General features: G+C 67.1%; 20 protein-coding genes and 3 pseudogenes. 14 read left to right on the forward strand and 9 right to left on the reverse strand.

Features of this window, described 5'->3' with window-relative positions; all coding sequences use genetic code 11:
* Nucleotides 1–458: 458 nt before the first annotated feature.
* A complete protein-coding gene (locus ACSQ9I_RS34540) occupies nucleotides 459–893 on the reverse strand; it encodes a DUF4019 domain-containing protein (RefSeq protein WP_436316493.1) in 435 nt (144 codons plus the stop codon).
* A gap of 552 nt (nucleotides 894–1,445) precedes the next feature.
* On the opposite strand from ACSQ9I_RS34540, the gene ACSQ9I_RS34545 reads away from it, so the two are divergent.
* Nucleotides 1,446–3,158 (forward strand): phage integrase family protein, encoded by a 1,713-nt coding sequence (locus ACSQ9I_RS34545; protein ID WP_436316494.1) that lies wholly within the window; start codon nucleotides 1,446–1,448, stop codon nucleotides 3,156–3,158.
* Here ACSQ9I_RS34545 and ACSQ9I_RS34550 read toward each other — a convergent pair.
* Nucleotides 3,153–3,383, reverse strand: coding sequence for a hypothetical protein (locus ACSQ9I_RS34550; protein WP_436316495.1), 231 nt, complete (start codon nucleotides 3,381–3,383; stop codon nucleotides 3,153–3,155). The two genes, ACSQ9I_RS34545 and ACSQ9I_RS34550, sit on opposite strands and share 6 nt — an antisense overlap.
* 280 nt (nucleotides 3,384–3,663) lie before the next feature.
* On the opposite strand from ACSQ9I_RS34550, the pseudogene ACSQ9I_RS34555 reads away from it, so the two are divergent.
* Both ACSQ9I_RS34555 and ACSQ9I_RS34560 read left to right on the forward strand, forming a co-directional pair.
* Nucleotides 3,664–3,813, forward strand: a pseudogene (locus ACSQ9I_RS34555) (transposase); the annotation flags it as partial.
* Nucleotides 3,814–3,858: 45 nt separating this feature from the next.
* Nucleotides 3,859–3,948: pseudogene (locus tag ACSQ9I_RS34560) on the forward strand (transposase zinc-binding domain-containing protein); the annotation flags it as partial.
* Between the two features lie 195 nt (nucleotides 3,949–4,143).
* Here ACSQ9I_RS34560 and ACSQ9I_RS34565 read toward each other — a convergent pair.
* Both ACSQ9I_RS34565 and ACSQ9I_RS34570 read right to left on the reverse strand, forming a co-directional pair.
* A complete protein-coding gene (locus ACSQ9I_RS34565) occupies nucleotides 4,144–5,190 on the reverse strand; it encodes an exostosin domain-containing protein (protein ID WP_436316496.1) in 1,047 nt (348 codons plus the stop codon).
* Nucleotides 5,191–5,237: 47 nt separating this feature from the next.
* Entirely contained in the window at nucleotides 5,238–5,750 is a 513-nt protein-coding gene (locus ACSQ9I_RS34570) for a DUF6502 family protein (RefSeq protein WP_436316497.1), read from the reverse strand.
* Between the two features lie 672 nt (nucleotides 5,751–6,422).
* On the opposite strand from ACSQ9I_RS34570, the gene ACSQ9I_RS34575 reads away from it, so the two are divergent.
* The 3 genes and pseudogenes from ACSQ9I_RS34575 to ACSQ9I_RS34585 all read left to right on the forward strand — a co-directional run.
* Nucleotides 6,423–7,685, forward strand: coding sequence for a molybdopterin-dependent oxidoreductase (locus ACSQ9I_RS34575; RefSeq protein WP_436316498.1), 1,263 nt, complete (start codon nucleotides 6,423–6,425; stop codon nucleotides 7,683–7,685).
* A complete protein-coding gene (locus ACSQ9I_RS34580) occupies nucleotides 7,682–7,993 on the forward strand; it encodes a cytochrome c (RefSeq protein WP_436316499.1) in 312 nt (103 codons plus the stop codon). The genes ACSQ9I_RS34575 and ACSQ9I_RS34580 overlap by 4 nt, the downstream gene beginning before the upstream one ends.
* Nucleotides 7,994–8,295: 302 nt before the next feature.
* A pseudogene (locus ACSQ9I_RS34585) lies at nucleotides 8,296–8,757 on the forward strand (DUF4158 domain-containing protein); the annotation flags it as partial.
* 100 nt (nucleotides 8,758–8,857) lie between these two features.
* Here the strand turns inward: ACSQ9I_RS34585 and ACSQ9I_RS34590 are convergent.
* Complete coding sequence (locus ACSQ9I_RS34590) at nucleotides 8,858–10,807, reverse strand: alpha amylase C-terminal domain-containing protein (RefSeq protein WP_436316500.1); 1,950 nt, start codon at nucleotides 10,805–10,807, stop codon at nucleotides 8,858–8,860.
* Between the two features lie 820 nt (nucleotides 10,808–11,627).
* On the opposite strand from ACSQ9I_RS34590, the gene ACSQ9I_RS34595 reads away from it, so the two are divergent.
* Nucleotides 11,628–12,074, forward strand: a complete 447-nt coding sequence (locus ACSQ9I_RS34595) for an SET domain-containing protein (protein ID WP_436317107.1) — start codon at nucleotides 11,628–11,630, stop codon at nucleotides 12,072–12,074.
* A gap of 557 nt (nucleotides 12,075–12,631) precedes the next feature.
* Entirely contained in the window at nucleotides 12,632–12,970 is a 339-nt protein-coding gene (locus ACSQ9I_RS34600; RefSeq protein ID WP_436316501.1) for a hypothetical protein, read from the forward strand.
* A gap of 169 nt (nucleotides 12,971–13,139) precedes the next feature.
* Here ACSQ9I_RS34600 and ACSQ9I_RS34605 read toward each other — a convergent pair whose 3' ends face one another.
* Complete coding sequence (locus ACSQ9I_RS34605; protein WP_436316502.1) at nucleotides 13,140–13,469, reverse strand: hypothetical protein; 330 nt, start codon at nucleotides 13,467–13,469, stop codon at nucleotides 13,140–13,142.
* Here ACSQ9I_RS34605 and ACSQ9I_RS34610 point away from each other — a divergent pair.
* Nucleotides 13,469–13,813 (forward strand): zinc-binding dehydrogenase, encoded by a 345-nt coding sequence (locus ACSQ9I_RS34610; protein WP_436316503.1) that lies wholly within the window; start codon nucleotides 13,469–13,471, stop codon nucleotides 13,811–13,813. The two genes, ACSQ9I_RS34605 and ACSQ9I_RS34610, sit on opposite strands and share 1 nt — an antisense overlap.
* A gap of 114 nt (nucleotides 13,814–13,927) precedes the next feature.
* Here the strand turns inward: ACSQ9I_RS34610 and ACSQ9I_RS34615 are convergent, their stop codons facing one another.
* Complete coding sequence (locus tag ACSQ9I_RS34615; protein ID WP_436316504.1) at nucleotides 13,928–14,662, reverse strand: response regulator; 735 nt, start codon at nucleotides 14,660–14,662, stop codon at nucleotides 13,928–13,930.
* 211 nt (nucleotides 14,663–14,873) lie between these two features.
* Between ACSQ9I_RS34615 and ACSQ9I_RS34620 the strand changes: the two genes are divergently transcribed.
* Complete coding sequence (locus tag ACSQ9I_RS34620; RefSeq protein ID WP_436316505.1) at nucleotides 14,874–15,533, forward strand: hypothetical protein; 660 nt, start codon at nucleotides 14,874–14,876, stop codon at nucleotides 15,531–15,533.
* On the opposite strand, the gene ACSQ9I_RS34625 is transcribed toward ACSQ9I_RS34620, so the two are convergent.
* Nucleotides 15,485–18,520, reverse strand: a complete 3,036-nt coding sequence (locus ACSQ9I_RS34625; RefSeq protein WP_436316506.1) for a PAS domain-containing hybrid sensor histidine kinase/response regulator — start codon at nucleotides 18,518–18,520, stop codon at nucleotides 15,485–15,487. The genes ACSQ9I_RS34620 and ACSQ9I_RS34625 overlap by 49 nt on opposite strands.
* A 206-nt stretch (nucleotides 18,521–18,726) precedes the next feature.
* Between ACSQ9I_RS34625 and ACSQ9I_RS34630 the strand changes: the two genes are divergently transcribed.
* The 4 genes from ACSQ9I_RS34630 to ACSQ9I_RS34645 all read left to right on the forward strand — a co-directional run bounded on the left by ACSQ9I_RS34630 (nucleotide 18,727) and on the right by ACSQ9I_RS34645 (nucleotide 24,780).
* The gene (locus tag ACSQ9I_RS34630; protein ID WP_436316507.1) at nucleotides 18,727–20,412 is read left to right on the forward strand and encodes a phospholipase D-like domain-containing protein; all 1,686 of its coding nucleotides are present in this window, start codon (nucleotides 18,727–18,729) and stop codon (nucleotides 20,410–20,412) included.
* A 285-nt stretch (nucleotides 20,413–20,697) separates the two neighbouring features.
* A complete protein-coding gene (locus tag ACSQ9I_RS34635; RefSeq protein WP_436316508.1) occupies nucleotides 20,698–23,442 on the forward strand; it encodes a CHAT domain-containing protein in 2,745 nt (914 codons plus the stop codon).
* Nucleotides 23,426–23,821, forward strand: coding sequence for a hypothetical protein (locus ACSQ9I_RS34640; RefSeq protein WP_436316509.1), 396 nt, complete (start codon nucleotides 23,426–23,428; stop codon nucleotides 23,819–23,821). Before ACSQ9I_RS34635 ends, ACSQ9I_RS34640 begins: the two co-directional genes overlap by 17 nt.
* Before the next feature lie 11 nt (nucleotides 23,822–23,832).
* On the forward strand, nucleotides 23,833–24,780 hold the full coding sequence (locus ACSQ9I_RS34645; RefSeq protein WP_436316510.1) for a hypothetical protein: 948 nt from the start codon (nucleotides 23,833–23,835) through the stop codon (nucleotides 24,778–24,780).
* 508 nt (nucleotides 24,781–25,288) lie between these two features.
* On the opposite strand, the gene ACSQ9I_RS34650 is transcribed toward ACSQ9I_RS34645, so the two are convergent.
* Nucleotides 25,289–26,128: a phosphate ABC transporter substrate-binding protein gene (locus tag ACSQ9I_RS34650; protein WP_436316511.1), complete on the reverse strand. Its 840-nt coding sequence runs from the start codon at nucleotides 26,126–26,128 to the stop codon at nucleotides 25,289–25,291.
* Nucleotides 26,129–26,134: the final 6 nt, after the last annotated feature.

A 26,134-nucleotide genomic window follows, 5' to 3' on the forward strand; every position in this document is an offset into this window, starting at 1 on the left:
ATTTCTCCGAAATAATAAAGTAGATAGAGCTGCGCCAACGATGCCGGCTCTCTTTTTGTCAATGTTTGACATTTCCCCAGCCGACTTCTTTTCAGGCGAGGCATATAAATACGAACTTTCGTCGTCATCTTTGCAGTTGGCGGCTAAGGCGATTCATCAATGAGTATGGGAATTTCCTACTTCCAGGAATTGGTTAGCTCGGCAGATGTATTTGCCTTATTTCCCACAGTCAACGTAGCTCATCGTTGGCCGGATAAAAGAAGAAATGCGGCGGAGCGATGCCGTCTCGGCAATGGGCTGGCCCATGGGGCGCGGGACTTCTCTTTTAGCCCCTTGCAAATCGACGCGAGCCGTTTGGCCAATGCCCCGGTGTGCCGCTTGACTGCCGCGAACACGTGCTGCTGCAGCGGATCGGCTGAGCGGATGCGCCGCAAAATGCGGCGCATCGAATCACCGACTTATCGCAGCACGTAGCCGCTCAAACGCCAGGTCCCGTCGCGATCAAGGCGAAAGCTTGTCATCTCGCGCACGGTCCGGTTGGCGACATTGGCAAAGCGGGTTTCGTATTCGACGTTGACGTATTGCCCTGCCAGATCGGCGTCTTCATTGGTGACCGCCTGCCGATTGACCGAGACCCAGGTGCGCTGCTGCGCCGCGCCGAGGGGCGAACGCGCCGCGCCCACCTGACGAATGAAGTCGGGACGGGCGACCCGCTTCTTGGCGATGACGGCCGCGCCATCCCAAAGCTCGCCGACCTTGCCCTGATCCACCATCTGGACCACCTGCAAGCCGCCCCGAACCAGGTTCGTCGGGTCCGCATCCTGGGCCGATGCCAGGCCCATCCATCCCGCCAAGAGCGCAGCGCCGAGCAGCAGTTTGCTTTTTGAAGTCATATCCAATTCGAAGGTGGTTGTTTGTCGATGAAAGCAGCAACGCGCTGCGCTCCGATCTCATCGGTCGTCGAGCGAATCGGCTGGGGCAACTTTAGCTCACCGCATGTCGGGACTCGACGTGATCCCCAGTCGGGCTACTGTGGCCCCACTATGTCAGCGATCTTGGCGACGAAAGCTTCGGCGTCGAAGCCAGAAGGATCACATGACGTGGCAACGAATGACGAAGCTCGCTGATGCGTGGCTACCGCCGCCCCCAATCCTTCATCCGTGGCCTGGCCAGCGCTTTGCCGTCCGTCACTCACCCAAGGTAGGTGCCGTATGCCTGAATCCTCGGCCCACACCGGCTGTACAAAGGTGCGCGATAACTGGCGTTCGATCCTCGCCGTCGCCACGCATGACGTTCGACATCAAGCGCGCTATTCCACACTTCTTGCAACCCCTCGCAAAGGGTTGGCCAGCTCAGCAAAGCCACCGAAAACCCACTCTGCAAGTCGTGCTATCGAGATAACCATTCTTATCGCAATATCCATCTCATTTGGCTAAACTGCCAGAATGAAAAGTAGATCCACCAGGACAGAGGGAAGGCAGGCTGAGCAAGAAGTCTTCCCGGGCGCCGCCGCTCTCGCCGCATTGCGTGCCTGGTACGCGGGCATGAGCGCCACCGAGGCGATCGCGCAATACCTGCCGGACGCCAGGGCGTCAGGCCGTTCATCCCGCGCGGTGCTCGGCGACATCCGCCGCCGGTTGACGGACCATGCCCGAAGGTGCGGTCGCGAAGACCTCGCGCAACTGGTCATGCACCCCGCATCCGAGCGAGACAAGCGCGCCCGCGCAGTGATGGACGCGATCGAGATGCTGCGCGGGATGGCTGTTCCGCGGCCGCTGGTGACGGATGCCGTCGAGCGCTGGCTGCCGACGCGCATCGCCAATCCCATGCGAGCCCATGGCCTGCGCACGCTCGCCGATCTGACGGTGCGCGTGCCGCGGCGGCGGCGCTGGTGGACCGCCATTCCCGGCCTGGGCGCCACCGGCGCCCGGCAGGTCGAAGCCTTCTTCGCGGCGCACCCCGAACTGACCGAGTGCGCTCGAGCACTGGTGCCCGTCGGCGCGCAACAGGACGTGGTTCCCTGGGAGCGCCTGTACGTGCCCCATGAGGTCGACGGGTCCAGCGGCGCCTTTCGCGCGCCGCTGGAGACTTGCATCCTGGGTGCGAGCAACGACTACGAGGCGGTGCAAGCCTGGCTGTCGCTGCACGAATCGGCGGCCACCCAGCGCGCTTACCGCAAGGAAGCCGAACGGCTGATCCTCTGGGCGATTGTCGAGCGCGAGAAGCCGCTGTCTTCATTGACGACGGAGGATGCGGTGGCGTACCGAGCTTTCCTGCGCCACCCGCCGCCGCGCGGGCGCTGGATCGGGCCGGCCGCGCCGCGTTCCTCGCCCGAGTGGCGGCCGTTCACGGGCGCGCTGTCGGCGCGTTCCGTGGCCTATGCCCTGTCGGTGGCGGGGGCGTTGTTCCGCTGGCTGATCCAGCAGCGCTATGTGCTGGCCAATCCCTTTGCCGGCATCAAGGTGCGAGGCGCATCCCGGACCGAGCCGCTGGCGCTCACGCGGGTCTTTGGCGAAGGGGAATGGGCGATCGTCCAGGCGGTGGCCGAGGGCCTGGATTGGGTGCACGGCTGGGAGCCTGCGGCGGCGCAACGGCTGCGCTTCGTGCTGGACTTCGCGTACGCGACCGGGTTGCGCATCGGCGAACTGGTCGGCGCGAGGCTCGCGCAGATCGAGGTGGACGTTCATGGCGACCACTGGCTGCATCTGGTGGGCAAGGGCAGCAAGTCAGGCAAGGTGGCGCTGCCGCCATTGGCCAGGGCTGCAGTGGATCGGTATCTGATGCAGCGCCAGTTGCCGCTCACGCCGGCCCGGTGGGATCCGAAGACACCGCTGATCGGCAGCCTTGAGCTCGACAGCGCGGCGGGCATCACGACCACGCGGCTGTGGAGCGTCATGCGGCGCTTCTTCGTGCAAGTGGCCGAGGTCATCGAAGCGGACAGCCCGGCACTCGCGGAAAAGCTGCGTCGCGCCAGTCCGCACTGGATGCGCCACACCCATGCCACGCATGCGCTGGCGCGCGGAGCGGAACTGACCACCGTGCGCGATAACCTGCGCCACGCCTCCATCACGACCACCTCGATCTACCTGCACGGCGACGAGGTCAAGCGGGCACGACAGATGGATGCGGCGTTCGCGGCGCGCGGCCGGGACTCATGAACCGGCAGCCGCGGCGGCCTTTCGCAGAGCGCGCAGCTCCATGCGCACGGACTCACGGATTTCTTCCCGATCGAGCTCGACCGCCGTCTCATCGATGAGGGTCTCGAAATGGCTGTCGAGCCACGGCTCTCGGGTGTCGAAGCGCTCGACCGCGTAGTCCAGCCAACTGATGTATCCGGCCGGTGGTGGCAAAGGTCTCTGGATGGTGAAGAGAGATTTCTCCAATAAGGTGTTCTCAGCGAGGCAATTCGCCCAGGGTTTCTCCCTTGGCTCATGCCGCTGCGATCTGCACGGGAACCGAGGTTACCCCAACCTGAGGCACGCCTCACGTCCACCTACCTGCACAGCGATGAGGTCAAGCGGGCTTGGCAGATGGATGCGGCGAAAACGTACCAATCTGCATGAAAAGGACGAGCTTCGGAAAAGCGGCGCCTTTCTAAGTGGTTGTCGGGATTGGGCTTTTCTTGGAAAACCGTATCAATCTGCACGAAAAGGACGACAACCCCAACTGGCGCAGCTGCGTGCCATCGGACCCAAGGGCGCCTGGGTGTTGGTCAAGGAGGTGTTCGGCTGGCGGCGCTTCGCCAACCGGCGCGAGCTCGCCGGCTGCCTGGGGCTGACTCCCACGCCCTACGCCAGCGGCGACAGCCAGATCGCCCCAATCGGGGGCGTCCAGGGCCAACCGGGTCCCGCCAAAGTTCGATTCCGACAAGCGGCGCTGGGCGGCCACGTCGAGCAGTGCGATGCCTGCGACCACCAGCGCATCGCGTTCAACAGTTGCAGGGACCGCTTTGCGCTTGGAGGAATCTCCGTCTAGGCTCCCCGCCCATCCATCACTGGAGCAACAACGAGAGGAAAAAAGCTCTCCGCATCACCGCAATCGCCGCCACCCTGTTCCTTACCGCCTGCGGTGGGGGCGAGGGTGAGCCGCTTCTCCCAGGGCTGCTTGGTCCAGAAGCGGAAGGTCTCGACCGTCGGCATGGCCTCAGAGCACGAGCCGACGGTGCGCCTTGTAGATCTGCTTCTTGCTCATCGCGTACCACCGGAGGTTGAACTTGTTGATCAGATGCCGCCAGGTCAGCAGGCCCGCGATCGCCTCCGGCAGCTGCCGCTCCTGGCGGATTGCGAGGCAGTCCTCGACCAGCCAGTGGAAGCGCACGGCGGGGGAGTAGTACTTCTCCCACTCACTGCGGGCGGCAAGCCCGAGCTCCTTCGCCCTGTGCAGGTTGCGCTCGAGGATCTCGGCAAGCTTCGGGACGTCTGCCTCCGACACGGTGATGCTGCAAGAGGACCAGTCAACGCGGTGGGGGTAGACCCACTCGTCCGAGATGATCACCGGGCACCGCCCCATCCGCATGGCTTCGAACAGCCGGATGCTGCCCGGCCCTCGCCCGCGCGGGCAGAGTGCGAAGGCCGAAGCGGCCATGGTGTCGGCGTAGCGTGGCCAGAAGTCCCGCTCCTTCTCCTCGGGCGACATGTAAAGCATCCGCTGCGCGAAGTCGGAGGTGTCTTCGACGATCAGCCGCTCGGATGCGATGCGCTTGAGCTGCGCCCGCACGGGGTGGTTGATCAGGGAGCCGACGAAGCAGGCGAGGTGCTTGTATTCCGACGGGTGAGGGCGGAACTCCACATGCGGGTTCTCGTCCAGCCGCAGGTAGTAGCCGGTGCGGGTGCGCCCGCTGCTGTGATAGCCCTTGCGCAGCGATGCGTACAGCCCAGGCAGGAATGGCAGGGTGAAGTCGCCGACGTCGAAAATGAAGGTCTTCTCGCGGTACTTGCGAACCCAGGGGTGATGCCGCACCCACTCGGAGAACAGGCCCTCGGCCCCGAGCTCGGCGAAGACGATCAGGTCGGCCTCGTCGGGATCGTTGACGAGGGTGTGGGCGCCGAACGGGTCGACAGCTGCGCTCTGCTCGAACAGCATCTGCGCGCCCTGCATGAACTTTCCGTCGTGCGGATCCGCCGGATCGACCGGCTCGCGGCCGGGGAAGGCGGGGTCCTGGGTCACCGAGTACAGCAATACCTTGGCCATTTAGAGTACTTTCGGGTGTAAGACAGAAGGCCGATAGTACCCCGTGGCTAGTTCATCTCGCGCGTCAGCTCGCTATGAAGGGCGCCCCAGCGCTCCCGCACCAGCTGATGGATTCGCTCGCAGTCATCGAGCGGGATTCCAGCGGCAAACACCGATCGTTCCAGCAAGGGCGGCTCCGCACCCACGGTGTTGGCGACCCCCGCGAGTAGATGGTCGCGGGCGTTGTCACCTAGAAAGGCGAGCATGCTCTTCAGGTCCTTCGCCGGCACGAATGCGGCGGCGTTGAGTTCGACGCGGTCCGCGTGCTCGATCGCCATGTCCAATCCGAGCAGCTCATCAAGAATGCTACGGTGATGCAAAATCCCGCGGGTGGCTTGCCGGGCCAAGGCTTCGAAGGAAGCCGCCCCGCCCTCTGCTGTGAAGTGCAAAACGCGGGATGCGGGATCGTTGGCGACCATCTGCAGCCACAGGGTCAACGTCTTAGCCGCTGCCGACATTTCGGTGTGAGGCAGAGGCTCTGCAGCCTCGCGCACCTTGGCCGTCACGGCCTTGCGGTTCAAGCCCGTAGTGACCGGAAGCTGGCTGATGTTCGGTTCCGTGCCAGTCTGGTGCCATGCCCGTCGCGCCTCATCAATCAGCAGTTCGCGCAGCGCGACCTCGAGATGTGGAGTGCTTCAGGCCAAAGGCCAGCGCGAGCCGAACGACCGGGCGCATCACGCGTGAGCAGGCCTCGAGCACCCAGCCTACTCGGCGTTCGGCCTCGTTGCCCTTCTCGCCGGCGGGCGCGGCCATGTCCGCTTCACGCTTGGCGCTTCTCGATCCGGTGCGTTTCGTGCCCAAAGATCCTGTTTCCCATTGCCGCGGCGTGATCGAGCTCGTCTCTGTGTGCGGCGTGTCCGGTATCCACAAGCTGACACGATCGTCGCGTTCCTGGGGATTGCGGTAGGGGCGGAGGGCAACCTCCGTCCCTACCGCAATCCCCCACCTGGAGCTCAATCGGGTGGCTGCCCGTTGTCAGCTCGATGGCTGCTCCCTCGCCGCGTATAGGGAGCGCATCGACGAGCTAATGCGTCTGGCTGGCGCCTGGCGCTGGAGATCAAGGAGTTCGCGCACATGGTGGGCCGACGGAGTCGCGGCTTGACGTGTCTCGTCCCGACGCTATAAAGGCACGTGAGCCCTGCCGGGCTGTCCACCCGACCGGAGACCGGTCGCGGCTTGTCGAAGGGGTGGTCATGAAGGATTCACTCGCGCGCAAGAGAGAGCTTCGCCGCCGGCTCCTGGTACTGGGTGCGGCACAAGCGAGTGGGCTGGCGCTGCTGGGGCCTCGTCGCGCCCTTGCCGCTGCAGTCGGCGGCACCGCCGAATTGGGGCTGGCCGAGATTCCCGACGGGGCGCTTGCCTCGCAGCATCTGTACGCGCTGCCGGGCAAGTTGCCCTTGATCAAGAAGACCTACCGCCCTCCGAATTTCGAGACGCCGATCGAGTACCTGCGCACGCCGATCACGCGCAACGATGCCTTTTTCGTCCGCTGGCACCTCGCCGGCATTCCACAAGTGGACGTCAAGGATTGGGTGCTGCCCGTCGGCGGCGAAAGCGCCGAGCGCGAGCGCAGGTTCACGATGGCCCAGTTGCGCAAGGAGTTCCAGCCCGAAGAGATCACTGCAGTGTGCCTGTGTTCGGGCAACCGGCGTGGGCTGTTCGAGCCGCATGTGCCGGGAATCGAATGGGGCGTGGGGGCAATGGGCAACGCGGTCTGGAAGGGCGTGCGGCTCAAGGACGTGCTGGCGACGGTCGGCATCAAGGCTGACGCACTTGAAGTCGTGTTCGACGGCGCCGATCATCCCGTCATCGACAGGACGCCGGACTTCGTCAAGTCTCTGCCGCTCGAGATCGCGCTGGACAAGAACACCTTGATCGCGTTCGAGATGAACGGCAAACCGCTCCCCCACATGAACGGCTTTCCTGCGCGGCTCGTCGTGCCAGGGTGGACGGGGACATACTGGATCAAGGCACTCGTCGGTATCAAGGTCGTTTCGAAGCCGGAGGGCAACTTCTGGATGAGCACGGCCTACCGGCTGCCGCGAGGCAAGTTCAGGACGCCTAGCTTCGCATCGCAGGTTGGGCAGGCCAACGAGCCGATCACGACGATGGTCGTGAACTCCCTCATCACCTCGCTGTCGAGCGGGCAGAAGGTCCGGCGCGGCAAGGCGATCGTCGTCAAGGGCCTGGCATGGGACGGCGGCTCGGGTATCGCCAAGGTCGAAGTCTCGATCGACGGCGGCGTGACCTGGCAGGAGGCCGCGCTGGGCAAGGAACTCGGGCGCTTCTCGTTCCGGGATTTCTCGTGGAGCGCGCCGGCGATGCAGACCGGAACGAGGCTCGTCATGGCGCGGGCGACGAGCCGCGCGGGCGAGACGCAGGTCGAGCAGTTGATCCACAACCCCGCGGGGTATCACCACAACGTGATCCAGCGCATACCGGTGGAGGTTGTATGAGAGCACTGATGCGCCTGGTCGCGCGCTCGAGCGCTGGTGTCGTCGTCTGCGCCCTCGCCGGCGGCGCACTCTCGCAGGAATCGCGGGTGCAGCTTGTCGACGGACCGGGCAAGGACAAGGTGGGTCAGTGCATCGCCTGTCACAGCCTCGACTACATCCAGATGAATGCGCGCTTCCTCGACAAGGCCGGATGGACCGCCTCGATCAACAAGATGATCAACGCCTTCGGTGCACCGATACCGAAGGAGGACGTCGACGTGATCGCGACGTACCTGGCCGAGCACTACGGCAAGGCGGCGTCGAAGTAGCGTTCGCCGAGGGATTCAGGGGGACCAGCTGGCCGCCATACTGGGTCTCGAGCCGCTCACGAAGCGCCAACTGACGCATGGTTCGCCGGCCCCGGAAGTCTGTATGAAAGAAGCGCGCCGCCGGACCGTAGTCCGTTCACCGGTGCGCCTGAGAAGGGATCTACTCGTTTTCAGTGCACAGACTGACGGTTCCTAAAGCCAGCAACGGCGCGGGCGCGAGTTTGTAAGTCTTTGATTTTCTTGAGGTTGCTGTTCACTTTCCAGAGGCGTATCGTCCCCTGCCCCACCGACGGAGGCGCGCGATGCAAGGCTGGCAGACGACGTACTTGGGCATGTGCGAACTACCGCGCGACATTAGCGGCTTCGAGCTACAGGCGTTCTTCACTTTCTGCCACGCCGAACGTGAACTGATCGGTGCACGCCGCGGCGAATCGCTCAAGCTCGGCTTGGCGTTGCACATCGGATTCCTGCGTATGAGCGGCCGTGTGCTCGACGCCTTCCGGATCGTGCCGCCAGCGCTGTGGCGCCATCTGGGCAGCGAGTTGGGCATCGACGCCCCCGAGATCTCGTCCCTGCGCGCCTTGTACGGCCGCGGCCGCACCCTGTTCGACCACCAGCAAGTGGCGTGTGAGGCCCTGGGATTCCGGTGGATGACCGAGCACCAGCGCCGCGCCCTGGTGCGGTTGATGAGTGACGAGGTCGCTCGGTGCGCCGATCGCGAGCAGCTGCTTGTCTTTGCCCGACGTTGGCTGTACGGGATGAAGGGCCGAAGCCGCCGCTCAAGTCCGGCCGGCATCGGCGGTCCGCCAGAACTTGCCGCGGTGTACAACGTTGGCCATTCCGAGCCTCCGCAGCCGTGGCTTCTCACGCGAAGGTCCGACAAAAGACCAGGATGGAGTTGGGCGGCAGTGTGAGCTCGGCCGAGTGGTCGAATTCGTGCATCGGTACCGGGCTCGCCTCGACGGCGCCGGCATTGCCGACGACCTGCGGATTGACCCAGTTGTCGTACACGTCGCTGTTGAAGGCTTCCAGCCAGCGCCCACCGGACGGGAAGCCCACGCGGTAGTTATACCGGGGCTGGTCGGCCAGGCTGACGACCACGACGACATCCTCTCCCACCCCAGGTACCCAACGGTGAAAGGCCAGGAAACGGTTGCCGTCGTGGGCATCGATCACGCGAAAGCCGTTGGCGCGCAGCGCCGGCAGGCGCCAGCGTAGCCGGATCAGCTCGCGGGTGCAGCGCAGAAAGTCCCGCATCGCCGGGTCTGGCGCCTCGAGCCCGGGCCAGAACAGGCGCAGCTCGGGGCGGTTCTCCAGATCATCGGACCACTGCTTGTCCTCGAGGAATTCCTGGCCCATGAACATCATCGGGATGCCGGGTGAGGTCAGCGTCAGCCCCATCGCGACGCGGCTGCGCGAGCGCGCAAACCACGAGCGGGGATTGGACGGATCCGCCAGCCTCGGGATGCGCGGCTCACGCCCTTTGGACGCATCCGGATCGCGCAGCACCACGTCGTGATTCTCGGGACCCTGGACAAAGCGCCAAGCCTCGTCGAACCCTGCGGGCCAGAGGCTGTCGGCGAGCCGCTGCATCGGCAGCGCGTCGGTGCCGGGAGAGCTTGCCGCCCGCAACACGTCGCGCACGGCGATGCGCAGCGTGTTGCTCAGCGTCGTGTCGAAGCCTGCCCCGCCGTCGCTGACGGGACGGACGACCCAGGGGTTCAGGTCCCAGTATTCGGCAAGCTGCAGCGCGCCGGGACGAAGGTAGCGCAGGGTCGAGGTCAGGTCCTGGCAGAAGCGCCAGCCGTGCGGCTGGCCGTCGTGGTCGATCACGCTGACCTGGTCGTAGCGCAGGCCATCGATGCGGTACTCCTGCATCAGGAAGCAGGCATTGCTGATCAGGAAATCCCGCACTTCCGGCTTGGCGAAATCGAACACGCGCCCGCCCGCGTGCGCGTGCAGCCCGAAGTAGAGGGAATTCTCGAACCGCACGGGTGGTAGCTGCCCGTGCTGCCGGTCGAAGAAGTACAAGCTCTGATCGCCGAAGCCGCCGCCGGCATGGTTGTAGACCACGTCGAAGATCACGGCGATCCCTTGCACGTGCGCCAGATCCACCAGCGCCTTCAGCTGGTTCATCTCGCCCTTCAGGTCCGCTTCGGCATACGGCGACAAGCCCTTCGACGCGAGCATTGCATCGATCGATGCGACATAGGCAGGCAGTTCGGCGTCCGGCACCGCGAAGTTCGATTCCGGCGAGAAGTAGTCCAACCCGTTGTAGCCGAGGCTGAAGGTGGAGGGAAACTCCTGGATCGGCAGGAGCTGCAGGGCGGTGACGCCGAGGTCGGCAAGATAGGGTAGCCGAGCCGCGACGTCGAGAAAGGTGCCGCCCCCCGGCGGCCAGCGCGGCGTCGAGTACACGCCGACGTGCACCTGGTAGATGACGAAGTTCTCGAAGCGAGGCGTGACGAAGCCAGTGTCGTGCCAGGGGAAATCCGGCTGCCGCAGGATGCAATCGCCGGAGTCCCAGTCGAGCTCGCGCGCATACGGGTCGCGCTTCCAGCCGCTGCCGGCATAACCGACCACCCAGAACTTGTAGGCTTGGCGGTCGCACGCGCCGCCCACGAAGCCCCACCAATGGTCACCATCGATGCGCTGCAGGCGAGTTCCGGGCGCGGGGTTCCATTCCGTGAAGTCGCCCAGCACGTGCACTTCGTGTGCATTCTGCGCCCACACGCGGAATGTTGCCCCCTCCGCCACCAGGGTGGCGCCCATGGGCGTGTCCGGCCCGAGGTGTTCCTGCGTGACGGTGCCCATGTCAGTCGTGGCCGCCGAACACAAATAGCCGCACGTTCTCTTCCCGGCTGTTGATCAGGCCGTCCTTCTGAGCGACGGTGGCTCCCATGGCACCTCCTTACGTTTATCTGTACGCGGACGTCCGTCGAACCACACGGAAACGGCCCATACTGCGGAACGCCGGTGGGCGTGTCAACCTCCCGCTGGAGGATCATCGGAGAAACCAGTGGCGACGTTCGGCCGGCGTGTGGCAGAGCTAGCAATGGGACCTCAAGGACGCACGACTGCTTGCTTCGCGGGGGTCAGAGGACGAGGGTCAGGACGGCGAAAAGCACCACTCCGACCACGCAGACGAGTCCATCGAGCAGCATGACGCTGCGGACAGCAAGACGGGGTCTCCGGCCGGCTTCCAGCACGCGCTCTTCACCCGGGCGCTGGAAGTCGGGATGGATGACCGGGTCGTTGGCCCTGGAAGGGCGGCCGCGCCGTGGGGCCGCAGCTTCCTTCAATGCGTTCGCTGCCTGCGAGATGCAAAGCGCGCCCGAGTTCAAATTGGCCGCACGAGAGGCGCTGACCGAGAGCGCTGACCGGCCGGTGCGCCCGTTTGACGCCGGGAGCTACGCGCACCTCCTTAAGCCCATTGATGGGATGTGCACGACAAGGGACGCTACAAGCCGAAGCCGAGGCAGGTTGCGCTACTTTGGCGCTGCCGTGGGTTGCTCTGCTGCCGGACGCCAAGGCCAGGGGATTGCCCTTCGTCAGGCTCGTCATTGCCGCCAACGCTCCTTCCCGATCGCTTGATAATCGGACGGCGTTACTGCCACTTCCACCTCCAACCCCGATGCCGTGCCCTACTCCCCTCTTCCACGTTCGAACCAGCGAGATCCATGGCGTGGGGCTCTTTGCAATGCTGCTGCTGCCGGCGAACACCAGGCTGGGCACGTATGAGGGGCGACGCATGTCACCGGCCGAAGTGGAGGCGACGGACTGGGAAAGCCATCTCACGTACCTGTTCGGGCTGTCCGATGGCACCGCCATCGATGGTGCTCAGGGCGGCAATGAATTGCGTCACCTCAACCATAGCTGCAGCCCGAACTGCGAAGCAGTGGAGACATGGGCGCCCGACGGCACGCTGCGCTTGGACATCGTCACCTTGTGCGACGTTCTCGCCGGCGAAGAACTGTGCATCGACTACGCTTTGGCCATCGACACGACCCATGCACCGGAGGCCTATCCCTGCGCCTGCTCATCTGTCGAATGCCGGGGAACGATGGCGGCATCGGCATGATGGGTGTCGCCGTGCCCTCAGCGCCGAAGGAAGCGCTGTTCCAGCATTGCCGCCGTTGTCTGGACACACGAGAGCGGTCCCGCGCGAGGTGATGAAGCTGAGCGCCCATCGCAAGACGCGCCGAGCCTGGACGCTCGTCTCTTTGCGAGACCGCTCAACTGTCTATCTAGACTCGCGCGATGCCGGGGGAGAATTCTCGGATGTCCGCGTACTGCGTGCCCGGCTGTGCCATCAATGCAAAGACCTTGAGCTTCGTGGCGTCGGCATAGGGCACACCTCGGCCGGCGCTCCTTCCGCATGCCGGCACAGGAGGTCGTCGTCATCCAGGTTCATCAGAGGTCGGAGCTCGTAGACCGAGCAACGCCCTGCCCGCTGGAACGGACAAGGCGCGAGCGGACCAGTCCGTAGCTGACGTTCCATCGCGACCAGCGACTCCATCGAGGTCTCGTCGGTGACGCGAATGCCGGGGTAAACGTATTTTTTCGACAAATTGACACGGTCGTCTCGGCGCAACCAGGATAGATTCGCGAGCCCTGTCTCTCCGGGAGCATCCTGCCATGTCGTTTGCCCAGCGCTTCATTGGCGCGGAGACCCTGCCCTCAAGGATGTCCGAGTTCGACGTCCGGCAGTTCTTCAGCCTGAGCAAGGACGACATCTCTGCGATCGGCGAGCGGTTTCGCCACGACCGCCGTGTCGCCGCTGCCATCCAACTCCCTTTTCCTGCGGGCAAGGGATCGCCCGATGGACCGATTTGCCGCCGTCCCCAAGGTCCTGCTGCGCTCGGTCTGCGAGGCACTGGGCGCTCCCATCGTGAGCATCGCCACATCGCCAGCCTCCGGTCGCTCTACGAACGTGCGATGGCTCCAATCCAACAAGGCGGTGGTGGCCACCTGTGACGCCACCGAACAACGTATTGTGCTTGGGCCGCCTGTGGTCACGCACGTGCAGCACTTCCGCCAATCCCTGCCGTTCGCCTCGGAGGCGGGCGGGCAGCTCTTCGGCACAGTTTCTCCCGATGTCGTCAATGTGGAAGCGGCGAGTGGCCCCTACCCTGGCGACGAGCGTTCACGATATCGATATCGCTCGGATCCACGGGCCGCACAAGCAGCGATCGAGCACCAGGCAGGTCGAGCCCGACGTGGCCGGCTTCGCGGCCGACCAGCACATCGCAGTCAGTCCGAGCCGCCCCTGCGGGCTGTGCCCGAGGCCCACCAGGCGCATCTGCTGGCCGACCACCTGAGCGATGGCCGAGCCGCTCTCGGTGGCGCTGCACGGAGTGCAGCGCGCCGGGCCGCTGCTGGGGAAGAAGGTTCTGGTGACCGGCTGCGGCCCGATCGGCGCGCTGGTCATCATCGCGGCCCGGCGCGCCGGCGCCACGCACATCGTGGCGACCAATGTCAGGGCGCATCCTGGGCAAGGCCCTGAAGATCGGCGCCGACGAAGCCATCAACGTCGCCGAGGAGCCCGAGGGCCTGGCGGCCTTCGCGGCTGACAAGGGCCAGTTCGACGTGCTCTTCGAGGCCAGCGGCAACGAGCGCGCGCTGCGCGGCGCCTTCGACGTGCTGCGGCCGCGCGGCATCATCGTTCAACTGGGCCTCGCCGGCGGGACAGATGAGAGCCTGCCGATCAACACCATTGTGGCCAAGGAATTCGACCTGCGCGGCGTCTTCCGCTTTCACCAGGAGTTCGCCACGGCGATCGAGCTGCTCAACAAGGGCTGGTGGATGTCAAGCCGCTGATCTCGGCCATGCTCTCCTGCCGCGACTCCGCGCGCGCCCGCCGACCGCTCGCAGGCCATGAAGGTGCTGCTGAACTTCGATTGAGCCGGTGAAGCCGGTGCGCGGTGCCGCGCCTCAGGCGTCCGGCACGTACATGTAACCCGCATTGCGCACCGTCCTGATGCAGCGCGGCTCGCCCGCCGGGTCGGGCTCGACTTTGCGCCGCAGCCGGCCGATGCGGATGTCGATCGAGCGGTCGAAGGGCTCCCACTCGCGGTTGCGGGTGTGCACCAGCAGCTGGTCGCGCGAGAGCACGCGGTTCGGGTTGGCCAGGAAGACGCGCAGCAGCTCGAACTCCATCGCGGTTAGCGTGACCTCGGTGCCGCCGCTTTCGAACAGGCGGCGCGCGGCCATGTCCACCTCGCAGCGGCCGAAGCGCTGGCGCGCGCCCGAAAGTGGTGCGGGCGCGGAAGCCGGCGGCTCGGGCGCCCCCGTCCGCGTGCGGGTGCGGCGCAGCACGCTCTTCAGGCGCGCCAGCAGCTCGCGCGGGTCGAAGGGCTTGGCGATGTAGTCGTCGGCGCCGATCTCCAGGCCGACCACGCGGTCGATCACGTCGCCCGAGGCTGTCACCATGATGATCGCGAGGTCGTGGTGCTCGCGCAGGTACTTGGCCAGACTCAGGCCGTCCTCGCCCGGCAGCCGAATGTCGAGCAGCACCACGTGCGGCGGCTCGCGCTCGAGGCATTCGCGCATCTGCAGTCCGCTGGATGCCTCGCTCATTGCGAAGCCATGGCCGCCCAGGTATTCGCGCAGCATGGCGCGCACCGACGAATCGTCGTCGACGATGAGCACGCGCGTGGGCTCTTCCATGCGCGGGATTCTGCCGCGTCACCGGGCCGCTACACAACAGCAACACAGCCGGCGCGACGAATGAAGCGCACCGGTTACCTGTGCTCTCCAGACTGCCGGCCGGGAGAGTCCATCACGCCGCCGGGCGCCGGACCCGCGCCTTCCAGGCCCCAACCCGACGAACCCAAGCCATGCCCATGCCCTGGGCGACCCGGTCGCGATGGAGGCGCTGGTGCGCATGACCGACGAGGAGCTCCGCCACCAGGCGCTGTTCCGCCGGCTCGACGCCATGATGGAAGCCGACATGCCGCCCGGCCACGTGATGACGGCCAATCCAAACGCGGTGGCGCGGGTGGTGCTCGGCTGCAGCAGCTGGGCGGTCCTGGCCCTGACGCTGTTCGTCGAGCGCTTCTCGCAGGTGCACTACCGCGCCAGCGTCGAGCCCGGCGAGGCGATCTGCCCGCTGTGGCGGGACGTGTTCCTGTTCCACTGGCGGGAGGAGTCGCAGCACACGATCCTGGACGAGATGGGATTCATCCGCGAGGACGCGCGCCTCGACGCGCCCGCGCGCGATGCCGCGGTCGGCGAGCTGATCGCGCTGCTGGGCGCGCTCGACGGCATCGTGCAGGGGCAGGCGGTGGCCGACGCCGCCTACTTCTGCGCCATTGCCGGCATGCCGCCGGACGCGCTGCGCCGCCGGCGCATCGAGGGGCTGTTCCTGACGGCCTACCGCAGGCGGTACCTAGTCTCGGGCTTTCTGGCGCCGCGCTTCAGGAAGCTGTTGTTCTCGCGCCTGGACGAGGCGCAGGCCATCCGCATCCGCAACGCGATGGCGCCGCTGGGCTACGCGGTACCGAGGCCGCTCGGCGCGGCCGGCGCGATGGCGGCCTGAGAAGGTTGAGCGCTGCCCGCCCCTAGCGCCTCGCGCAGTACCGCGCGCAGGCGCTCGGCGTCGATCGGCTTGCGCAGCAGCGCGTGCACGCCGCAGCGTTCCAGCTCCTGCGAATCGAAGCCGCCGGCGTTGCCGCTGACCAGCACCACGGGCAGGGCGGGCCGCAGCGCACGGGCACGGGCCGCCAGCTGCAGCCCGGTCATGTGCGGCATGGTCTGGTCGGTGACCAGCAAGTCGGCCTCGTGCGCCGGTTCCGCCAGCCAGGCCGCGGCGGTCTGCGGCTCGCGCTGCAGCCGCACGCGGAGGCCCCAGCTGGCCAGCCGCTCGACCAGGAAGTCGCCCACCATCGGGTCGTCCTCGACCACCAGCACGCTGCCGCGCAGGGCAGGCGCCTCGGCCGGGGCCGGGCGGCGCGGCGCCGGGTCCGATGACGATGCGGCGGCCGGCGCCTGGGCCCGGGGCAGCATCAACGAGAACACCGAGCCGCGGCCGGCCGCGGTCTGCACGCGCATGTGCCCGCCATGGCCGTGCACGATGCCGTGCACCATCGCCAGGCCCATGCCCGATCCGCTGCCCGGCGCCTTGGTCGAGAAGAAGGGGTCGAAGATGCGCTCCTGCAGCTCCGGCGCGATGCCGCAGCCGCTGTCGGCCACGCTCAGCTCGATCCAGGGGCCGCCGTCCACCGGCGCGCGGCAGGAGGCGCACTGCCAGCGCTGCTGGGCGTGGGCGCGCAGGTGCACGCTGATGCGGCCAGCGCCGTCCAGCGCGTCGCGCGCATTGATGCACAGGTTGAACAGCACCTGCTCGAGCTGCACAGGATCGACGGCCACGCACAGCGGCGACGCGAGGTCGTCGACGCCGGCGTTGCCGTCCAGCGTCACCGACGAGGGCAGCGTCGCGCGCAGCAGGCGCAGGGTCTGGCGCACCAGCGGCGCGACGTCGAGCACGCGCGCCTCGCCGCGCTGGCGGCGCGCGAAGGCCAGCATCTGCGCGATCAGGTCGCGCGCGCGCTGCGCCGCCAGGTGCGCCTGGCCCAGCTGGCGCAGCAGCATCGGGTCGCCAATGGATTCGGCGCGCTCCTCGCCGAGCACGAGGTAGCCGATGACGCTGGTGAGGATGTTGTTGAAGTCGTGCGCGATGCCGCCGGTGAGCTGGCCGATGGCCTCCATCTTCTGCGCCTGGCGCAGCTGCGCCTCGAGCGCGAGGCGGGCGGCCTCGGCCTCTCGCCGCGCGCTGATGTCGCGCACATGGCCGACGAAGATGTTGCCCTCCGGCGCCTCGGCCACGCTCACCGCGAGCTCGACCGGGATCTCCTCGCCGCTGGCGGTGAGCGCGGTCGATTCGACCAGCCGGCCCAGCATCGGCCCGCTGCCGGTGACCGGGAACTCCCGCACCCAGCGCCGGTGCGCCTCGCGCCGGCGCTCCGGCACGATGACCTCGGCCACCGGCCGGCCCAGCACATCCTCGCGCCGGTAGCCGAAAACGCGCTCGGCCGCGGCATTGAATTCGACGATGTGGCCCTCGCCGTCCATGCCGATCACGCAGTCGAAGGCCGCATCCACCGTCGCGCGAAGCCGCGCCTCGCTGCGCTGCAGGGCGCGCTCGCGCTCGCGCCGCTTGGTGATGTCGTGCGCGAAGCCCAGGATGTAGCGCCGGCCGTTGAAGCTCACGGGCTTCAGCCGCACCTCGTCCCAGTGCAGGCTGCCGTCCTTGTTGCGGCGCTGCCATTCGAAGGAAGGGCAGTGGCCCTGCTTGGCCAGCTCGAGCCAACGCAGCGCGTCCTCGGCGGTGTAGGGCGGCACGCCGGAACTGACATCGGCCACGGACAGATGCGTCAGCTCCTCATGGGTGTAGCCGTAGGTCTCGCAGGCCTTGGTGTTGACGTCGAGGATGCGGTCGGAGTCCCAGTCGTGCACGAAGATCGCGTCCTCCGCGGTCTCGAAGATGGTGCGGTAGCTGGCCTCGGACTGCTCCAGGGCCTCGCTGGCGGCCAGCCGCTCGACCTCGGCGGCGGCGCGCATGGCGAAGATCTTGAGCATGGACTCCACCCGGTCCAGCTGCACCAGCGGACGGCGCGAGGCCACCGACACCACGCCCAGCGGCGTGCCGTCGAGCGCCGTGAGCGGGTAGCCGGCGTAGCCGACGGTGCCTTGCGCCTTCGCATCCTCGTCCTCGGGAAACAGCGCCTGCAGCTCGTTCGGATAGGCGCGGAACTGCTGGCCCAGCACGGTCTCGCAGGGCGTGCCGGCGATGGTGTAGTGGATATCGCGCAGGATCTGCCCGTCGTACTGCATGGCGAGCATGCGCAGCTGCTGCGGCGCGTCGGTCTCGCGGCGCGCGATGAAGGCGACTTCCACGTGCAGGATGGTCGCCAGCAGCTTCACCAGCTCGTCGAAGACGGTGCCGCTGCGCGCGCCCGACACCGCCAGCGCGGCCGAGCGCAGCGCCTCGTCGGTGCGGGTGCGTTCGATCTCGGCGGCCGCGCGGCCGGCGACGATCTTCAGCATGGCCTCGGCATGCTCGGCGTCGCCGCCGGCGATCGGCACGCGGTCCATCGCCACCAGCAGGCCCAAGGCCTCGCCCTGGCTGTCGCGCAGCGGGAAGGCGGCGTAGGAGTCCATGCCCTTGGCAGCGAACAGCGAGCCCCGCGGAAACTCCGCCGCCACGCCGCTTGCCACGTAGCGGAACTCGCGCCCGACCACGTGCGCGCAGGGCGTGCCCTGGAGCACGTAGTCGAAGTTCCTCAAGGCCTTGCCGTCCAGCCGCACGGCCACCGTCTGCATCAGGCTGCAGACGTCGTCGGAGAACACCGCGATGAAGACGGTCGGCACGGCCAGCGCCTCAGCCAGCTCGCGCACCAGCGCATCGAACAGGCCCGGGCCGCCGGGGTGCGCAACCGCCAGCGCCACGCGGCGCAGCGATTGCAGTTGCGCGGAGAGTCCGGCGAGCGTCGCGCCGTTGCCGATGGTGGCTGCCGTGGCTTGCATGGCGCCAGTCTAGGCCTGCAACGCCCCGTTGTGGCCCTCATTGCCTGCTCGATACACGCCGGATACATGGCGGTTGCAGGCGCGGCTGGGCGCAGCGAAACGGCTACGGACGCGCGGCCATGCGATATGAGGCGAATACCGGCGCCGGCCATCCTTGCAGCGTCGGCCTCCAGCGTGGCGGCCGTGCATTCCCCAGGAGCCCCGTGATGTCCGATCTTCCGCATGTCCTGCCTGCCGACCGCCTGGTCCGCCTCTACTGGCGGCTGCGTGCGCTGCTGGTGCTGCTGCCCTGGCAGATGCGCGCGCCGATCGCGCGCGAGCTGCGGCGCCTGCGGCCCGGTGTGTCCTCGCTCCTGGGCCATGCGCTGGCGGCACTGCTGACGACGGGCTGCGCGAGCCTGCCGCCGCCCGACGCGGCGCGCGCGCGCTCGACAGCGCTGGAGGACGTGGCCCATACGCGGCTGGCGCAGGTGGTGCGCGCCTCGGCCGCGAACGCGGACCCGACGCTCTCCGGCTTCCGCCTGCTGGCCGACGGCGACCAGGCGCTGGACGCGCGCATCGCGCTAGCACGCCGGGCCCAGGCCTCGCTCGACATCCAGTACTACCTGGTGGCCGCCGACGCAACCGGCCGGCGCTTCCTGCGCGAGCTCGCCAATGCGGCCGCGCGCGGCGTGCGGGTACGTCTCCTGGTCGACGACCTGTATGCGAACGACAGCCGCATGCTGCTGGCGGGGCTGGCGGCCCGGCCCAATGTGGAGGTGCGCCTGTTCAACCCGCTGCCCGAGCGCGACGGCGCGGTCGGCACGCGCGTGGCGCTGTCGCTGCACGAGTTCGAGCGCATCAACCGGCGCATGCACAACAAGCTCTTCATCGCCGACGGCACGCTGGCCGTGATCGGCGGGCGCAACATCGCCGATGACTACTTCAAGCGCGGCGAGCCCTCGAACTTCATCGACATGGACGTGCTGTGCTCGGGGCCGGTGGTCGGCGGCTTCGAGGCGCTGTTCGACCGCTTCTGGAACAGCGAGCAGGTCTGGCCAGTGCAGGCGCTGGTGCCGGAGGCCGGTGCCGCGGCGTCCTTCGCGCAGGCGCTGCAGGGCATCGGCGATGATCTGCCGGTAGCGCCGCGCGACCGCTTCGGCTACCGCCCGGTCGCGGCCGAGCTCGACGACGGGCAGCTGACCCAGCATTTTGCGCCGGCGCGGCTCTACGCCGACGGGCCCGACAAGGCGGCGACCGAGGGACGGCCTGCGCCCGAGGCTTTCGCGCTCGAAGGGGTGTTGCAGGCGATGCGCGAGGCGCGCTCGCAGGTGCTGGTCGCCACGCCCTACCTGGTGCCGGGCGAGCGGGGCCTGGCGATGATGCGGCGGGCCAGGGACAAGGGCCTGCGCGTGATCGTCATGACCAACGCGCTCGGCGCCACCGATGAGCCGCTGGTGCATTGGGGCTATGCCCGCTACCGTGCCGAGATGGTGCGCCTGGGCGTGGAGCTGCACGAACTCAGCCCGACGCTGGGACGCCGCGCGGCAACAGCGCCCGGCGAGTCCGCCTCCTCGCTCGGCCGGCTGCATGCCAAGCTGGCGGTGATCGACGGCCGGCGGCTGCTGGTCGGCTCGATGAACATGGACCGGCGCTCGATGCGCGCCAACACCGAGCTGGGCCTCCTGATCGACAGCCCGGCGCTGGCCGTGGAGGTGACGCAGACCCTGCAGCGCGACCGCGACACCGGCAGCTACCGCCTGCGCGCCGGCGCGCACCGCGCGGGCAGCGTCGAGTGGGTGGCGCAGGAGCCCGGCGGCGAGGTGGTGCACCAGCGCGAGCCCGACGCGGGCTGGGCGCTGCGCCTGAAGCTGGGGTTGATATCGCTGTTCGTGGCGGAGGAGCTGCTTTGATGCGCAGCCGATCCAGATACTCGCGAAAAGTGTGGCCTTTTGCCCGAGGCGGGCGCCGGTGCAAAGTCCGGAGCCGGTCTGAATTGAGAACCTTCGGGTTGGCATTCGCCGGCCAACGAGGGGACCCGACCGTACCGCACGCTCAACCAGGCCACCGGCGTCGCCCGCACGTGGTCGAGGTTGCCCTTAGTCCACGGCTCGTGATGCGCCGCCCACAGTACAAGCATTGCCGCGTCACTGCATGCGGCGTATGGTCCACCAATGGCTCGAGAAGAAGCACGAAAGGTGAGCAAGGCGGATGCGAAACATCATTTCGCTTTGGTGCAGCGTGCGCTCGCCGCAGCCAACGACGCACAACGCGACGAGGCGCTTGGCGAAGGCTTCGCGCGCTTCGGCATGGGCTTCGCCTACGCCCTGGGCGAACTCGCCAGGCTCGAGAACACGCCGGGGCCCTACACGGCGCTGAGCGAAGAATCCGGAGCTTTCGTGCTGCGCTGGATCGGCGGCGCTCGCCTCACCAAGCGCGCCGACGACGACGAGCGCCGCGTCGCGGTGGGCGAGGAGATGCTCCTGATGGCGCAGGGCCATGTACGCATCGGCGGCATCGTTGCGCGAGCGATCCTGTCGCTGCCCGCGTCACACCCTCAGCGCGACCTGCAACGAGCCGAGACTCTCGTGCGCCAACGGCTTGTCGCAGCGCTGAACGACGACGATGCCTCATCGTTCGTCTCGTCGGTGATCGACTTGCTCGATCATGGCCTTGCTGCCGAGGATGAAGCCGTGTCGCTCTATGAGCAGGCCCGGCAGCGGCTGCCCATCGAAGGCGAGCCGCAGCTGCCGCGCCGCCTGAACGTTGCGTCGCTCAAGTTTCACGCCAAGCTGGCGATCGAGGGGCGTGACGCCGGCGAAGCTACGCGCCTCAAGGAACAGTCCGCTCTCGCGCGTCAACGCGCCGACGCGATCGGTGCCGAGCGTTCGAGCGACCGTGAGCTGCGCCAGAGCCGTATGCTGCTCGCGATGCTGATTGACGTCGACGAGAGCAACGCCGCAGTCGCGGCGACGGCCTGGGCTGCAGCGCGCAGCGGCGAGTCGGTGCCGGACGACATTGACCGCATCGTCGCGTACCACGAAGGACGCCGGCGCCTCGAACTCGGCGAGCACGAGACCGCGGCGCAGCTCTTCGCACCGCTGATCGATGCGGCGCGCGACGACTACCTCGATGCGCTGCGCGACGCCGATGTTCAGGACCGAGGCGAGCATTTCGGCAACCTGGCCACGCATCACGCCTTCGCGCTCGGTGCGCTTGGGCGCTGGGACGAGGCCCTGCGTGCGCTGGATGCCGCGCGCAGCCTGCGCCTGCGCCAGCGCGCGTGGTTGCGCACGATGCCGCGCGGGCGAACGCTGCTGCGCCTCGAGCGCGAGCTGCATGCGCACGAGCGCGGCGCACCGCTTGGTTCGACGGCGACGGCCGCCACCTCCGACCGCGCTGACGCCGGTGACCGCATGCACGATCAGGTGTCGCGCCACGCACGGGTGTACGAGCGCTACCGCAGGCTGCGGCCGCAGTTCGATGCGTCGGCGCTGGTGTCGCCCGGCATCGCTGAAGTGGCAGCGGTGCTCGTTGAACACGAGGCGGTGCTTTCGATCGGCAGCAGTTTCAGCGGCACGCTTGCGGTGCTGGTGCGCCACGGCGACCGCGAGCAGCCGAGCCGCGCGCAATGGATCAGCGAATGGACCCACGGCTATTGGATGCGTGTGATGGCAGGCGACGAGGCGCGGCCGGGTTGGCTCTTCGCGATTGGCGCGCCGGAGCTCGGCCTCGAACACGCCGCGGTGCTTGATGGCCTGCTCGCCACGGTCGACGCCGACCTCGGGCGCTGGATTGCGAAGGCAGCGCGCGAGTTCAGCGTGCGCCGGCTGACGATCGTCGCGCACCGCTATCTGCACCTGCTGCCGTTCTGGGCGCTCCCCTCGCTGTCCGAGATCGAGATCGCGAGTGCGCCCAGCCTCGCGCACCTGCTGGCCTCACGTGCGCCGCGTCCGCCGAGCTCACGCCGCGCGGTGATCGTCGAGAACCCGACCGGCGATCTGCCGCTCGCCGCCGCCGAAAGCGCAGCGGTGCAGAGCGCCTTGTGTGGCGCCGGCTTCGCCGTCGAACGCTTCGCGCACGAGCGCGCCACCGAAGCGCTCGTGGCACCCGCATTGCGCCGTGCGGGTGTGTTGCACTTCTGTGGTCACGGGCGATCGGAACCCGACCGCGATCGGGCATCAGCTTTGCTGATGCACGCGGGCGCCGGCGCGCTGGGCTTGCCCGGCGCCGACCCGCTCGGCGTGCTGGCCGCGGCCGTCGAGGCATGGGAGGAGCAAGGGGACGGCCGGCGTCACACCAACATCGACGGGCGCGGCCGCCTGAATGAGATCCGGCGCGACGATGGCGCGCCGCTCGAGCGCAGGCTCGAATTCAGCGTTACCGGCACGTTGTGGACGTTGTACCGCGACGGCGCGCCGCTGCGCAGTGCCGAGCTCTGGTCGGCGGGCGACATCGGCGTCGGCGCGCGCTTGAACCGGCTCGGCGTGGCCTTTCTCTCCGCCTGCGAAACCGGCTCCGGCGGCTTCGAGCCGGTGATCGACGAATACGGCGGCTTGCCCGCGGCCCTTTTGCTGGCCGGCGTGGGCGCGGTGGTGTGTAGTTTGTGGCCGGTGCCCGAATCGCTCACGCTGCTCGCCGCCGACCTGTTCTACCGCCGGCTCGCGGCGTCGGGCGACGCGTTCGACGTCGTGACCGCATTGCGCGAGAGCGCCGGCACTTTGCGCGAGATGCCGCGCGACGAGGCACGCGCGCGGTTCTTGGCAATGCACGAACAGCGCCTGCAGCCGGCAGCGCGCTTCATGCTCGAGGCGGCCGCGAGCCGCTTGCAAGGCGGGCCCGAGCGCCCTTACGCTCACCCGGTGCACTGGGCCGCCTTTTTCGCGGTCGGCAAGCCGCAAATCCGTTTCGCGAAAGGAAGACACCATGGGACTACTCGATAAGCTCATCGTGGCGAAAGTGGCGGCGCACGACGCCGGCGCGGACGTGGCCGTGGACGTGAGCGGCGCCAGCGATGCGCAGGTGCTCGGCACACTGGTCAGTACCTTCGGCGCCGACGATTCGTGTACCGAGATTCAGGTGCGGCGCGGCGGAGTGCTGCTCGGCACCGTGAACCGGGAAGCGACGATCACGTTCGTCGGCGACGGCCTGAAGGGTGTCGGCGCATCCGACGCCATGCTGCTGCCGGGCGTGGGGAACTACAGCACCACGCACTGGGTGTGCCCGCGGCGCGACTGCGGCTACTCGCTCGTGACCATCGTATTTGACGATGCGCCGAACTGTGCGCGCCACCCCGACCAAACGCTTGTCCTGCAAAGCTGAAGGTCGCACAGATGAAACTCGACGGCCTGATCGACAGCGGCTTGAAGGAGGTCGGCCCGCGCTTGTCGCTTATCGGCCTGCTGCCGAACCTGGCGCTGTTCGGATTGATCGCCTCGCTGCTCGCGAGCGGCGCGCCGCAGGCCGCACCTGACTTGGCCAAACTTTGGGCCGCTGCCAAGGACCCGGACGGCGGCGAGGCACTGCTGCTGGTGGCCGCGCTGCTCGCACTGGCGCTCGTGCTGCACCCCCTGCAGCTTTCGCTGGTGCGCCTGCTGGAGGGTTACTGGGGCAATGCACCGGGTGCACGCGATCTGGCGCGCCTCGCCACCGCGCGCCAAGCGCGCCGACGCGGTGCACTGGTGAAGGCACTGGGCTACGAAGGTGCCGGCCAGCCCGACGCGCCGACCCGCCAGCGCATGCAGGCAAGCGCAGCGGCGCTGATGCAGCGCTATCCGTCGGCCGACCGGTTGATGCCCACCGCGCTCGGAAATGTATTGCGCGCCGCCGAGGACCGACCGCAGCGTGCCTACGGACTGGACGGCGTGGTGATCTGGCCGCGACTGTTCCCGCTGTTGCCCGAGTCAATGCGCAGCCTTTTGGGCGATGCGCGCAACCAGATGGACGTGACGCTGCGCTTCGCCGCAGTGTTCTTTCTGGCCGCGCTGGTGTGCGGCGCGCTGTTGTGGCGCCACCCGCCATGGCTGGGGCTGGCGCTGATCTCGCTCGTGCTGGCGCGGCTGTCGTACCGTGCCGGTGTGCAGGCAGCGATCGCGTACGGGAACGTGGTCGAGGTGGCGTTCGACCTGTACCGTTTCAGCCTGTACCCGGCACTTCACTTGGCGCTGCCGAACGACTTGGACAGCGAACGCAAACTCAATGCGGAAGTGTCGGCATTCCTGCGCCAGCGGGTGATGCCCAGCTACGCGTACACCCATCCGCCGCCACCCAAGCCGGGGTAAAGGACTCTGATCAGCGTAGCACGCCGTGGTCGCGCGCAGCGCGGCCAGCAGGTTGTGATAGGCCTTGCTGGTGGGCTTCCAGCGCCCGGGGAAGGATCTTCACCCACAAGCACCGCCGTTGATGCTCATGAAGATCGCGTACGAGGTGATCCGAAAGCCGCGTCGCGTGAGCATTGGCGAGTTTTGCTCGGCCGACCCTGCGCCAAACGAGAGGCAACATCGCCTCGACGCCTCGGACGGTTGGAGGGGACTGCGCCCCGTTTTTAAGCCATGCCCCACCTTTGGTGCTATGAACTCGCTTGAGCTGAAGGTCCCGCCTCCTGCAGTGGCGCTGCTTTTCGGCGTCCTCATGTGGCTCGCGTCGATGTCCCTTTGTCCGCCGATCGGGTCTTCAAGCTGCGGATGCCGGTGGACTGACCGGATCACCGGTCCAGCGCCATTTCTAACTTTGGCGCGCGGGCGAAATTCAAGCGCGCTCCAGGCAACCGGATTCCGCGATCAAGTTTACTTACCGTAAAGGGACAGCACCGTTCGCGAGGATGACGCGATCTCCGTCCGGGCTGAGCAAGAAGTCGAGGAACTTCCTCGTTGAACCAACTGGCTCGCCCTTGACGACAAACAGAAAATCGCGGGTCAGAAAGTAGCGGCCGCTCTTCACGTTTGCGGTCGTCGGTGCCACGCCATTGAGCGAAAGGGCTTTGATCTTGCCCCCGCTTTGTTCCACTACCGTCATGCTGGTCATGCCCAGTGCGTGTGGGGTCTCCGCAAGTGCCTTCGCCATGTCGCCTCCGCGAGGCATCACCTTTGCTGTCGCAATCTCCTTTAGGTCCTTGAAGCAATCGATCTTTGCTCGAATCACTTCAGGGTCCACTTCTGCTGGGGGGCGCGTCAGCACTGTGACGAGACTATCGCTGCCACCCAAAGGACGCCAATTCTCGATCTTGCCGCCATAGACTTCGCAGGCCTGGGTCTCGCTGACGTTGCTGATCGGGACAGACTCATTGACTGCGAAGACAACTGCGCCTTTTGCGGCCTCAAAGACTCTCAGATTGCCCGCGCGCAGATCCTCGGGCTTGATGCCATGACTAGCAAGGGCAATCTGGATCTTCCCTTCTGCCAGCGCTTGGAGGCGTGCGCCTGTGCCGAGCCCTATCCCGACTTCGATCTGCGCGTCTGGAACCTGCTGGCGGTAAGCGCTCACAAGGGCCCTCGCGAGCGGAAGCATTCCAGTCGAACCATCAAGAATGATCCTTTCCTGCGCTCTCGCCGGCAGCACAACGAGTGCAAGCGGAACAGCCATGGCCAAAGCGAATGCCTTCGACCACAACGTAGATCCGATGGTTGACATGATGCA

Source organism: Variovorax sp. LjRoot84 (genome assembly GCF_964254305.1).
GTDB lineage: Bacteria > Pseudomonadota > Gammaproteobacteria > Burkholderiales > Burkholderiaceae_C > Variovorax.